Source organism: Brevibacillus sp. MS2.2, from assembly GCF_013284345.1.
GTDB classification, from domain to species: domain Bacteria; phylum Bacillota; class Bacilli; order Brevibacillales; family Brevibacillaceae; genus Brevibacillus; species Brevibacillus brevis_C.
Genome location: NZ_JABSUZ010000001.1, coordinates 104,100 through 116,231, shown reverse-complemented (window position 1 = coordinate 116,231; position 12,132 = coordinate 104,100). Strand labels below are relative to the sequence as shown.

General features: G+C 48.4%; 10 protein-coding genes. 9 read left to right on the top strand and 1 reads right to left on the bottom strand.

Going from position 1 to position 12,132, the window contains the following annotated elements; translation table 11 throughout:
• Positions 1-90 precede the first annotated feature (90 nt).
• The 4 genes from HP568_RS00495 to HP568_RS00480 all read left to right on the top strand — a co-directional run bounded on the left by HP568_RS00495 (position 91) and on the right by HP568_RS00480 (position 6,715).
• Complete coding sequence (locus HP568_RS00495; RefSeq protein WP_007725542.1) at positions 91-723, top strand: TetR/AcrR family transcriptional regulator; 633 nt, start codon at positions 91-93, stop codon at positions 721-723.
• 121 nt (positions 724-844) lie between these two features.
• Positions 845-4,096 carry a fused isobutyryl-CoA mutase/GTPase IcmF gene (gene icmF / locus HP568_RS00490; RefSeq protein ID WP_048035118.1) on the top strand — a complete coding sequence of 1,084 codons (3,252 nt, stop codon included), beginning with the start codon at positions 845-847 and terminating at the stop codon, positions 4,094-4,096.
• A 257-nt stretch (positions 4,097-4,353) separates the two neighbouring features.
• Entirely contained in the window at positions 4,354-4,914 is a 561-nt protein-coding gene (gene rpoE, locus HP568_RS00485; RefSeq protein ID WP_048035117.1) for a DNA-directed RNA polymerase subunit delta, read from the top strand.
• A gap of 205 nt (positions 4,915-5,119) precedes the next feature.
• The gene (locus HP568_RS00480; protein ID WP_048035116.1) at positions 5,120-6,715 is read left to right on the top strand and encodes a CTP synthase; all 1,596 of its coding nucleotides are present in this window, start codon (positions 5,120-5,122) and stop codon (positions 6,713-6,715) included.
• 71 nt (positions 6,716-6,786) lie between these two features.
• Here the strand turns inward: HP568_RS00480 and HP568_RS00475 are convergent, their stop codons facing one another.
• Complete coding sequence (locus tag HP568_RS00475) at positions 6,787-7,581, bottom strand: lipid II flippase Amj family protein (RefSeq protein ID WP_048035115.1); 795 nt, start codon at positions 7,579-7,581, stop codon at positions 6,787-6,789.
• A 171-nt stretch (positions 7,582-7,752) separates the two neighbouring features.
• Here HP568_RS00475 and HP568_RS00470 point away from each other — a divergent pair, with 171 nt between their 5' ends.
• The 5 genes from HP568_RS00470 to glpX all read left to right on the top strand — a co-directional run bounded on the left by HP568_RS00470 (position 7,753) and on the right by glpX (position 12,098).
• Positions 7,753-8,127 (top strand): response regulator, encoded by a 375-nt coding sequence (locus tag HP568_RS00470; protein WP_007725537.1) that lies wholly within the window; start codon positions 7,753-7,755, stop codon positions 8,125-8,127.
• A 103-nt stretch (positions 8,128-8,230) separates the two neighbouring features.
• Positions 8,231-9,085, top strand: a complete 855-nt coding sequence (gene fba / locus HP568_RS00465; RefSeq protein ID WP_048035114.1) for a class II fructose-1,6-bisphosphate aldolase — start codon at positions 8,231-8,233, stop codon at positions 9,083-9,085.
• Between the two features lie 14 nt (positions 9,086-9,099).
• On the top strand, positions 9,100-9,744 hold the full coding sequence (gene fsa / locus HP568_RS00460; protein WP_015893657.1) for a fructose-6-phosphate aldolase: 645 nt from the start codon (positions 9,100-9,102) through the stop codon (positions 9,742-9,744).
• Positions 9,745-9,823: 79 nt separating this feature from the next.
• Positions 9,824-11,107 (top strand): UDP-N-acetylglucosamine 1-carboxyvinyltransferase, encoded by a 1,284-nt coding sequence (locus HP568_RS00455; RefSeq protein ID WP_048035113.1) that lies wholly within the window; start codon positions 9,824-9,826, stop codon positions 11,105-11,107.
• A 28-nt stretch (positions 11,108-11,135) separates the two neighbouring features.
• Positions 11,136-12,098: a class II fructose-bisphosphatase gene (gene glpX / locus HP568_RS00450; protein ID WP_048035112.1), complete on the top strand. Its 963-nt coding sequence runs from the start codon at positions 11,136-11,138 to the stop codon at positions 12,096-12,098.
• Positions 12,099-12,132: the final 34 nt, after the last annotated feature.

Sequence of the window (12,132 nt, the reverse complement as noted above, 5' to 3'; positions counted from 1 at the left end):
TGCGAATGATACAAAAGTAGAGTGTTTGCGCCTTCTTTTCTATGAGGTGTCTGACCAAACGCTCAGTCGGTTGGAAAGGTGGATTTTGGAGTGTCTGACAAGAGAAAAACAATACCGTCCCTGGTAAAGGACCCAAAACTGATCGAGAGAAGACGAGAGCAGATTATTGAGGCTGCCGTTCATCTCTTCATTAATAAAGGTTTTCATAAAACGACGACAAGGGAGATTGCCCGGGCGTCTGGATTTAGTATTGGTACGTTGTACGAGTATATCGAGTCAAAAGAAGACGTGCTTTATCTTGTTTGCGATGCCATTCATGCGGAGATGGAGACGCGCTTGCGTGAGGCGATCAATTTCAACGGAACTGGCTTGAAAACATTAAAGGTCGCACTAAAGAGCCTGATCCGCGTAATGGATCAGATGAGTGACCGCGTTTTGCTTATTTATCAGGAAGCCAAATCATTGCCAAAAGAAACACTCCGCTACGTGTTGGGGCGTGAAGAAGCGATTTCGCACATTTTCGTCGAAATTCTGGAAAAAGGGATTGCCGATGGTTCGCTGCGCATTGACGAAAAGAACGTCAAGCTGATGGCCGACAATATCATGGTGCTGGGCGAAATGTGGGTCTTCCGCCGCTGGGCATTGAAAAAGCACTATACCATTGAGGAGTACACAGAGAAGCAAATTGCCCTGTTGCTTCGCGAAATCAGTGTCTCCGATTAAGAAGAAAGTTTGAAAAGTCTGGGAAACAAAGAGTGCCAAGCATACCTCGCGTCTACCGCGCCTTGATCTGCTTGGCTCTGTTTTTCCGCCTTTTTAAACTTATGAAAAGGAGAGTGGAACGATGGAAACGGAAGTGTATCGTCCGCAAAACAAGGTTCGCTTTGTGACCGCAGCCAGTCTGTATGATGGTCACGATGCCTCGATTAATATCATGCGCCGTATTTTACAATCGTCGGGAGTAGAGGTCATCCATCTCGGACACAACCGCTCTGTTGACGATATTGTAACAGCCGCTGTCCAGGAGGATGTGCAAGGGATTGCCATCAGTTCCTACCAAGGCGGTCATGTGGAGTATTTCAAATACGTAATTGATCTATTACGCGAGCGGGGAGCAGAGCATATCCGTGTTTTTGGCGGCGGTGGCGGCGTTATCGTTCCACGCGAGATTCGGGAATTGGAAGAGTACGGAGTCTGTAAAATTTACTCGCCAGATGATGGCAGACGATTGGGCTTGCAAGGCATGATCAACGACATGATCAGACATAGCGATTTCCCAACCGTTAAGCAACTGGAGGAAGAAGTAGCAGGCTTACGCGAGCAAAACCATCAGGCGATTGCCCGGCTTATTTCCGTTGCTGAGTATGCAGTGGACCAACCCGTATGGACAGAACCTCTCCGGGAAATTTTAGTGGAAGCTGATTCAACCATTCCGGTATTAGGGATCACAGGCACGGGTGGAGCAGGAAAAAGCTCATTAACCGATGAGCTTGTTCGTCGATTTATTCGCACTTATCCCGAGAAGACGGTTGCGATCTTATCTGTCGATCCATCCAAGCAAAAATCAGGTGGAGCGTTACTAGGTGACCGTATCCGTATGAATGCGAATTCGACACCGCGCGTATACATGCGCAGTCTCGCCACCCGCAAATCAGGCATGGAGCTGTCTGCTGCATTAAAAGACGCGATTCAAGTAACCCGTTCTGCCCATTTTGATCTGATTATTGTGGAAACGAGCGGGATTGGTCAGGGGGATGCGCAGGTCACAGAAGTGTGCGACGTCTCCATGTACGTCATGACCAGTGAATTCGGGGCACCATCCCAGTTGGAAAAGATTGATATGCTCGACTTTGCTGATGTGATCGCGATCAACAAATTTGAGCGCAAAGGCTCGGAGGACGCTCTTCGCGAGGTTCGCAAGCAATATCGACGCAATCATCAGCTTTTTGAGCTGCCGGATGAAAAGGTTCCTGTGTATGGTACGATTGCGAGCCAGTTTAACGATCCGGGAACGAATGTGTTATTTGCTGCCTTGATGCATCGAATGGTAGAAAAGACTGGCGTTGACTGGCCTGTGGAGCATCTGGATACGACTCCTGTTAACATTCATAAAACTTCGTTGATTCCGACAGAGAGAATCAATTATTTGCAAGACATTGCCAACACCGTCCGCCAATACCGTGCCTATGCCGAAGAGCAGTCGTTGATTGCCCGCAAGCTGTTCCAGTTGCAGGGCGCAAAGGAGACGGTACTTGCCTCGGGAGATTCTGCGGCTACCGAGCTGGCAGCGGTGCTCGATAAGCAAATCGTTCTTTTTGAAGAAAAGCTACATCCGGAGTGCCGACGTATTCTCGAAAATTGGCCTAAGCTCAAGGAAGCGTATCGGAAGGATCAATTCGTCACGAAAATTCGCGACAAGGAATTGATTACCAAGCTTTTCAGTGTATCGTTGTCTGGTACACGCATTTCAAAAGTAGCCGTCCCTGATTACGAGGATTGGGGAGAAATTTTAAAGTGGTCGTTAAAAGAAAACGTACCAGGTGAATTCCCTTATACCGCAGGAGTATTTCCGTTTAAACGTGAGGGAGAGGACCCTAAGCGACAATTTGCTGGCGAAGGTACTCCAGAGCGGACGAACAAACGCTTTCACTTCCTGTCTCAAAATGATGATGCGAAGCGACTCAGTACGGCTTTTGACTCGGTTACGCTGTATGGTGAGGACCCTGACTACCGCCCGGACATTTACGGGAAGATCGGTACGAGTGGGGTTAGCATTTGCACCCTGGATGACATGAAAAAGCTGTACGCCGGCTTTGATCTATGTGCACCTAGCACTTCTGTGTCCATGACGATCAACGGTCCTGCGCCCATGATTTTGGCCATGTTCATGAATACGGCGATTGAGCAGCAGCTAGATGCTTTTGTCCAAAAAGAAGGGCGCCAGCCTACCGAGGACGAAGCGAAGCAAATCAGGGCGTACACGCTGTCGACCGTTCGCGGAACCGTTCAGGCGGATATTTTGAAAGAGGATCAGGGGCAAAACACGTGTATCTTCTCGACAGAATTTGCCTTGCGGATGATGGGGGATATCCAGCAGTATTTTATCGATCAGAAAGTGCGGAACTACTACTCTGTGTCCATTTCCGGCTATCATATTGCGGAGGCGGGGGCGAATCCGATTACGCAGCTTGCGTTTACGCTGTCTAACGGATTTACCTACGTCGAGTACTATTTAAGCCGTGGCATGAACATCGATGACTTTGCGCCGAACTTGTCTTTCTTCTTCTCCAATGGTCTCGATCCGGAATACACCGTGATTGGACGTGTGGCTCGCCGGATTTGGGCAACCGTGATGAAGAATCGTTATGGTGCAAATGACCGCAGCCAAAAGCTGAAGTACCACATCCAGACATCCGGCCGTTCCTTGCACGCGCAGGAGATGGATTTCAACGATATCAGAACGACCTTGCAGGCCTTGATTGCCATTTACGACAACTGTAATTCACTTCACACGAATGCATACGACGAGGCGATTACGACCCCGACAGAGAATTCTGTGCGGCGCGCGATGGCGATTCAGATGATCATCAACAAGGAAATGGGACTCGCGAAAAATGAGAACCCGCTTCAAGGGGCATTCATCATCGACGAGTTGACTGATTTGGTAGAAGAGGCAGTTATGCAAGAGTTCGAGCGGATCAGTTCTCGCGGAGGCGTACTGGGAGCGATGGAGACTCAATACCAGCGCGGCAAAATTCAAGACGAGTCCATGTATTACGAGATGAAAAAGCATACAGGCGAGCTGCCAATTATTGGGGTGAACACGTTCATCAATCCGAATGCATCTGAGGACGATTACGAGATTGAATTGGCTCGGGCAACCGAAGAGGAAAAAGAACAGCAAATCATAAATCTCCGTGCATTCCAGGAGCGCCACAAGGATGTGTCTGCGACTGCGCTGCGGCGCCTGCAGGAAGTGGCCATGGCGGGAGAGAACATCTTTGCTGAGCTGATGGAGACGGTAAAAGTAGCATCGCTTGGACAAATCAGTGCTGCTCTGTATGAAGTAGGCGGTCAATACCGCAGAAATATGTAAGACAAATCCCTCGGTAGCGATTGCCGAGGGATGTCTTTGGTTTTGGTGTCGACAAGAATTAGTCAGCCCCTGTTTGAAAGCCTTGCATTTTCGTCTAAAATAAGGAATACTGTATGATAGCCTTCTTATGTTGTACAATGTACAATCGAAGAAATCGATATCATTTATGAATGACTTATACCAGCCTGCGTCCCCCGAACAGGGCACCGGGTCAGTATTCAAATCAATCGTTTTTATATGGAAAGGACGTGCCCTGAGTGAGTCAATTGTTTGCTCATATGGATTCCGAGAAACTGAGTGAGATGGCGTTAGTTGACATTGCGTATGAAATTTTGCGTGAAACTAACCGCACTTACAACTTCCGCGAGCTGATGAATGAACTGGTTGCAGTGCGCAAGCTGACAGATGAACAACTCATGGCAATCATCGCGCAAGTATACACAGAAATTAACATTGATGGCCGCTTCGTGTGCCTCGGTGACAACGTATGGGGATTGAAACGCTGGTACCCAACCGACACCGTGGAAGAAACCCAAGAGGGTGGCGGAACGAAGAAGAAGAAAATCGTCACGGAAGACGACTTCGACGATTACGATTCCGAAGACGAAGGTGTCGAAGAATTCGAGGACGACGATGTTGTCATCTTTGAGGACGAAGAGGAATTCGTTGACGAGGATTCTGAAATCGAAGAAGAAGAAATCGATGGAGAAATCGACGAGGAAGAACTCGAAGACGAAGATGATGAGATGTTCGAAGAGGACGAAGAGCTTGAGGAAGAGGAATCTGACGAAGAGCTCGACGACGAAGACGAGAAATAGGTCCTTGACTTCCGCTTGAGGGACAGATAAAATACTCCTTGGGCTTCACATGAAGAAGGATCAAATATGGGAAACTATAAAACAAAAGTGCCCCTACCCCATTTCTTTACGGGATAGGACTCGCTTTTGTTTTTCTTTTTTTTTGGAGCCGTCTTCATTCGATTTTTATAACAACTTAAGGGTGAGGGAAAGAGGGGACGTAACGATGACGAAGTATATTTTTGTGACAGGCGGGGTTGTATCCTCGTTGGGAAAAGGAATTACAGCGGCTTCTCTGGGCCGACTCTTGAAAAATAGGGGTCTGAAGGTAACTATCCAAAAGTGTGACCCATACATCAACGTTGACCCGGGAACGATGAGTCCGTATCAACACGGGGAAGTTTTCGTAACGGACGATGGTGCGGAAACAGACCTGGACTTGGGCCACTATGAGCGCTTTATCGATATCAACCTGAGCGCTAACTCCAATATGACGACTGGTAGAATTTACTCGACTGTCATCGCCAAAGAACGCCGTGGCGACTATTTGGGAGGAACCGTTCAAGTTATTCCTCACATCACGAACGAAATCAAAGATCGCATTTTCCGTGCAGGTCGCGAAACCGGGGCAGATGTAGTGATTACCGAGATCGGTGGAACTGTAGGGGATATCGAGAGCTTGCCATTCCTTGAATCCATTCGCCAGATCAAAAGTGACATCGGTCGCGAAAACGTCATGTACATTCACGTAACCCTGGTACCATACATCAAGGCAGCAGGTGAAATGAAAACCAAGCCTACGCAACATAGCGTGAAAGAACTGCGCAGCTTGGGTATTCAACCAAATGTAATCGTGACACGTACCGAGCAACCGATGACGCAAGAAATGAAAGACAAGTTGGCTCTGTTCTGTGATATTGATAAAAATGCGGTAGTGGAATGTGTAGACGCTGATAGCCTTTACGATGTACCACTGCAATTGCAAGCACAAGGATTGGACGATTATGTATGCCGCCACTTGGGTCTGACTTGCCAAGAAGCGGATATGACAGAGTGGAAATCGCTCGTATCGAAAATCAAAAACCTGTCCAAGACGACTACCATTGCAATCGTTGGTAAATATGTAGAATTGCATGATGCGTACTTGTCCGTAGCAGAAGCGCTGTACCATGGTGGCTATGCGAACGACTCCAAAGTAGAAATCAAATGGGTGCACGCGGAAGAAGTTACGCCAGAAAATGTTGGCGAACTGCTCGGTGATGTAAAAGGTATCCTCGTACCAGGCGGCTTTGGCGATCGTGGTATCGAAGGTAAAATCATCGCTACGCGCTATGCTCGTGAAAATAAAGTACCATTCCTCGGAATTTGCCTGGGTATGCAAATCGCTGTGATCGAGTTCGCTCGCCACGTAGCGGGTATGGACGGCGCAAACAGCTCCGAGATCAACCCGAATACAGCATATCCGGTTATTGACCTCTTGCCAGAGCAAAAAGATATCGAGGACAAGGGCGGTACAATGCGTCTGGGTCTCGGTCCAACCAAAGTGGAAGAAGGCACGCTGACTGAGGCTGCATACGGAAGTACCCTGGTTTATGAGCGTCATCGTCATCGTTATGAAGTGAACAACGAATACCGTGATCAATTGGCGCAGTTGGGCTTGCGTTTTGCAGGTACAACTCCAGATGGTCGTCTGGTTGAAATCGTGGAAGTTCCAGAACATCCATGGTATGTAGCGACACAGTTCCATCCAGAGTTCACATCCCGTCCGAACCGTCCACAGCCACTGTTCCGTGACTTCGTGAAGGCTTCCCTGAACAAATAACATAGTTCGTTAAATAGAAAGACGCACCCGCGATGTATAGTCGCAGGTGCGTCTTGTGCTTTCCAAGTAGATCAATGGAACAAGGGAGATAGCCAGGCTACCCAGTAGGCGGACGGAATGAGCAGGAATTGAGCCAAAATCGTTCCGATAAAACGTGAGATCATCAGCCATAGGTACATGTCGCGAATGGATTGCTGCGTAGTTTTCCCTTGCATTGCTTTTTCTGTCAAAAGGGCAATTTGCGGGTCTACCAGAATCGTCATGAAAATCGTGGCAAAGCCGTTGATTAATCCGGAAGACATCAGAACGGTTGCTTTGTAATCCGGGGCTAGCAATGTCGCGTACAACACGGACAGTACGCTGCTTGTGTAGATAGCTGTCCCCAATGCATTAAGTAACAGTAATCGTTTGGGAACGCCTTTGATTCGAAACCGAGAGATGGCTTGCCAGCTAGGAATCCGGACATGATGGTGGACACGGCGGATGGTTTCGACAGTAACTGCCGTGCGAATCATTTGCGGAATTGAGCCCGCTATCTCCAAGTGCGAGATCATTCGTTTCGATAGTTGGACAAAAGTGGGGAACAGTACGATAGCCGCCAAGGTTCCGAGCGAGGACGCTGCAATAATCACGTGCAATTGCGTGCTAGGATCAAAGTGCTCGATCGCAGCTTGATCCATCAATCCCCCGGTAAAGGGTCCTTGAATCAGGTTGGAAGTACGGGAGAGGAGCAATACGATCCCGACCAGAGACATCGCTACAGCTATCCTGCCTGTTTGTACCCCTGCAAAACGGATTCCGTAGGTAAGTGTCTCTGTTGTATGGATAATAAATGTTAACAAGCAAATCAGCCACAGAGCATCCATAGTAAGTATCTGGCTCCTTGTGTGTAGGGGAAATTGGTTTTTCCCATTATACTCGAAATGAGGCCTATGGGAAATTTTAAGCAGACGTTCAGCAAAAAAGGTGAAGGAGTTTCCTGATTTTAGGCGAACCCATAATAATTAAGAAAACGCATTCGTCAGGGGGGAATCAGAATGTTCGACAAACAAGATAAAAAGGTACTGGTTGTGGATGACCAGTATGGGATTCGCATTTTACTGTATGAGGTGCTGGGGAAAGAAGGGTACAAGACCTTTCAGGCAGCAAACGGGAAAATGGCATTAGAGATTGTGGAAAAAGAATCGCCAGATTTGGTTATCCTCGACATGAAGATCCCTGGGATGGATGGTATTGAGATCTTGAAACACATCAAGAAGATCAATCAGGAAATCAAAGTCATCATGATGACAGCTTACGGAGAGCTGGACATGATCAAAGAAGCAACACAACTGGGAGCTTTGACTCATTTTACAAAGCCATTTGATATCGATGAACTACGAATGGCGGTGCATCAGCAATTAGCTTGTTAGGAACTGACTGCTAAGGTCAGGGTACAAGCGTCCCTGTTAACAAATGCTTGTCTGTGGTATAATAAGCCACATGACTGAAGTCTGCTAGAGGAGGATTTACAAAATGCCACTGGTACCTATGACCGCTTTTACCGAAGACGTCAAAAAGCATAAATACGCCGTCGGACAATTTAACCTGAACAATCTGGAGTTTACTCAAGCGATTACGGAAGCTGCGATGGAAGAAAAATCGCCTGTGATCTTTGGTGTTTCTGAGGGTGCATTGAAATACATGGGGATCGATTATACAGTAGCGATTGCAAAAGTGGCTGCTGAACGCGCAGGAGTTCCTGTTGCTTTGCATCTTGACCATGGTAGCAATTTCGACATGGTAATGAAGTGCATTCGCGCTGGGTTCTCTTCTGTTATGTTCGATGGTTCCCATCATTCGTTTGAAGATAACCTTCGCCTGACCAAACAGGTTGTAGAGGCTGCTCACGCTGTTGGCGTATCGGTAGAAGGTGAACTCGGTACCATCGGCGGAGTGGAAGACGACTTGTCTGTTGACGAGGAAGATGCTACTCTGGCAAATCCTGAGGAAGCAATCCGCTTCTGGGAAGAAACAAAAGTAGACTACGTAGCGATTGCTGTAGGTACAGCACACGGTATGTACAAAGGAGTTCCAAAAATCCGCTACGACATTATCGAAAAAGTAGCGAGCAACATTGGAGCGCCGATCGTTCTTCACGGTGGTTCCGGCGTACCAGACGAAGCGATTATCGAATCCATCCGTTTGGGCGTAGGAAAAATCAATGTAAATACAGAAAGCCAAGTCGCATGCACGGAAACAGTTCGCAAAGTGCTGGCTGCTAAGCCGAATGAGATCGACCCACGCAAATACCTGAGCCCTGCTCGCGATGCGATCAAGGAAGTAGTAAAAGGAAAAATGCGCTTGTTCGGAAGCAGCAACCGCGCGTAACTGGGAGGCTAATCATGCGTTTTTTGATTGATACAGCAAACGTTGAAGAAATCCGCGAGATTCACGAATGGGGAGTTCTGGCAGGTGTAACGACAAATCCGTCCCTGGTTGCCAAAGAAGGACGCGATTTTGTAGAAACCCTGAAAGAAATTCTCGATATTGTTGACGGTCCGATCAGTGCCGAAGTCATCAGTACAGATGCAAAAGGCATGATTGAAGAGGGAGAGAAGCTCGCTGCTCTTTCGAAAAACATCGTCATCAAGCTGCCAATGACCGCAGAAGGTTTGAAGGCAACGAAGTATTTTGCTAAACGCAAAATCAGAACAAACGTAACACTGGTGTTCTCCGCGAACCAGGCACTTTTGGCTGCGCGCGCAGGTGCGAGCTTTGTGTCTCCGTTCTTGGGACGCCTGGATGATATTGGTCAAGATGGCATGCAATTGATCGAAGATATTGCAGAAATCTTTTCTGTTCATGGTATCGACACCGAGATCATTGCGGCATCTGTGCGCCACCCTGTTCACGTAACAGAGGCAGCTCGCCGTGGTTCTCACTTCGCTACCATTCCAGCGAAAGTATTCAAACAACTGATTGCCCATCCACTGACAGACAGTGGCTTGGAGAAATTCCTCGCTGACTGGGCAAGCATGCAAAAATAAGGACATGTGTTGAAAGTCCAAGCACCTTTTCCATTGGGGAAGGTGCTTCTTTCCCGATTACGCCTGAGGAGAGCAAAGCATGGATAAGCTGATCATCAACGGTGGAAAACCGCTCGCGGGGACGGTGACCATCAGCGGAGCAAAAAACAGCGCAGTCGCACTCATCCCAGCAGCGTTGCTGGCAGATGGACCCGTTGTTATTGAGAATCTCCCCCGTATTCAGGATGTAGGTATTTATCACGAGCTCTTGCAGGAAATGGGAGCTGACGTGCTGTTCGAAGAAGATTGGATGGAAATCGATGGACGCGGTATGAGGCTAATGCTCATGCCAAATGGTCGCATCAAAAAGCTTCGCGCCTCGTACTATTTGTGGGGAGCCTTGCTCGCCAAGTTCGGTGAAGCGCAGGTTGGCTTGCCAGGTGGCTGTGATTTGGGCCCGCGTCCAGTAGATTTGCATATCAAAGGCTTTGAAGCGATGGGCGCCGAGGTGGAGAACAAAAACGGCGTCATGACTATTCGTGCCCAAAATGGACGGTTGCAGGGCGCGCGAATTTATCTCGATCTGGTCAGTGTTGGTGCGACCATTAACATTATGCTGGCTGCTGCCAAAGCAGATGGTGTGACCATTATTGAAAACGCTGCCCGTGAGCCTGAGATCGTCGATGTAGCGACCTTGCTCAACAACATGGGAGCAAACATCAAAGGCGCGGGAACGGACATGATCCGCATTCAAGGCGTAGAACGCTTGCGCGGATGCCGTCATACGATTATCCCTGATCGAATCGAAGCGGGGACGTACATGATTGCAGCAGCGGCTACGAACGGCAATGTGATGGTGGAGAATGTCATTCCAAAGCATTTGGAGTCTGTGACGGCCAAGCTGCGCGAAATCGGTGTGCAAGTGGTAGAGCAGGATGATAGTATCCAAGTCATCGGATATGATTCTTATCGATCAATCGATGTGAAAACGAGTCCGTATCCGGGTTTTCCAACGGATCTTCAGCAGCCGATCACGACCTTGCTGACTCTTGCCAAAGGCTCAAGCATCGTGACGGACAATATTTACAGCTCGCGTTTTCGACATGTAGATGAACTGCGCCGTATGGGAGCTTCCTTGAGGATTGAAGGAAGATCGGCTGTCATCGAAGGCGGAAGCAAACTGAATGGTGCCAAAGTGGTAGCTTCGGATTTGCGTGCGGGAGCAGCTCTGTTCATTGCCGGACTGGCAACAAACGGCACGACAGAATTAGAAGGACTTGAACATATAGATCGTGGCTACGAAAACTTGGTGGGCAAACTGCAAGCCTTGGGGGCCGATATTACTCGGGTAGGCCTGCAAAGCATGGAAAACCACCAGCGTTAACCAATCACCAGGAGAGGAGTCTTCCAGAATGGAACGCAGTTTAACACTTGAACTGGTACGTGTGACTGAAGCTGCTGCTTTGGCTTCTGCCAGTTGGATGGGTCTCGGAAAAAAAGATGAGGCTGACGATGCGGCAACGACCGCAATGCGCAATGAATTTATGAAAGTGCCGATGGATGGCGTGGTAGTAATTGGTGAGGGCGAAATGGACGAAGCACCAATGCTGTACATCGGTGAGCGATTGGGCCAGGGAGTGGCTCCGGCAGTCGATGTGGCTGTTGACCCTTTGGAGGGAACCAATATCCTCGCAAAAGGTACATGGGGAGCGATTTCGGTCATTGCCATTGCAGACCGTGGAAATTTGTTGCATGCTCCTGACATGTATATGGAGAAAATGGCAGTAGGGCCTAAAGCAGTCGGCAAAGTCGATATCAACGCACCGGTTCGTGACAACCTGAAAGCGGTAGCGCAAGCACAGGGGAAAGATATCAGCGATTTGGTTGCTATTGTGCTTGACCGTGATCGTCACTCTAGGGTGATCCACGAAATTCGTGAGGCAGGTGCGCGTATTCGCCTCATCTCAGACGGAGACGTAGCTGCTGCGATCAATACCGCTTTCCCGGATACAGGTGTAGACATTTTGTTCGGTTCTGGAGGAGCTCCTGAAGGTGTTCTGGCAGCAGTTGCCTTGAAATGCCTCGGGGGAGAAATTCAGGGCAAGCTGTTACCACAAAATGAAGATGAGATTAAACGCTGTGTCAAAATGGGATTAACGAACCCTCATCAAGTACTGTTCATGGATGATTTGGTGAAAGGTGATGACGCCATTTTTGCAGCGACAGGTGTAACAGATGGCGAGTTGCTCAAAGGGGTTCGCTTCCAAGGAACTCGTGCGACGACTAATTCCGTTGTTATGCGTGCAAAAACCGGAACGGTACGTTTCATTGAAGGGAACCACCGCTTAGAACGCAAGCCGAGTAACGGTTTGTAAGAAAACAATTTTCGCATTTATTTGTTGAGCTAGG

Excerpts from the sequence above, each read along its gene's own strand:
- icmF (WP_048035118.1), top strand. The coding sequence starts at position 845 with ATGGAAACGGAAGTGTATCGTCCGCAAAACAAGGTTCGCTTTGTGACC.
- HP568_RS00480 (WP_048035116.1), top strand. The coding sequence starts at position 5,120 with ATGACGAAGTATATTTTTGTGACAGGCGGGGTTGTATCCTCGTTGGGA.
- HP568_RS00475 (WP_048035115.1), bottom strand. The coding sequence starts at position 7,581 with ATGGATGCTCTGTGGCTGATTTGCTTGTTAACATTTATTATCCATACA.
- HP568_RS00470 (WP_007725537.1), top strand. The coding sequence starts at position 7,753 with ATGTTCGACAAACAAGATAAAAAGGTACTGGTTGTGGATGACCAGTAT.
- fba (WP_048035114.1), top strand. The coding sequence starts at position 8,231 with ATGCCACTGGTACCTATGACCGCTTTTACCGAAGACGTCAAAAAGCAT.
- fsa (WP_015893657.1), top strand. The coding sequence starts at position 9,100 with ATGCGTTTTTTGATTGATACAGCAAACGTTGAAGAAATCCGCGAGATT.
- HP568_RS00455 (WP_048035113.1), top strand. The coding sequence starts at position 9,824 with ATGGATAAGCTGATCATCAACGGTGGAAAACCGCTCGCGGGGACGGTG.
- glpX (WP_048035112.1), top strand. The coding sequence starts at position 11,136 with ATGGAACGCAGTTTAACACTTGAACTGGTACGTGTGACTGAAGCTGCT.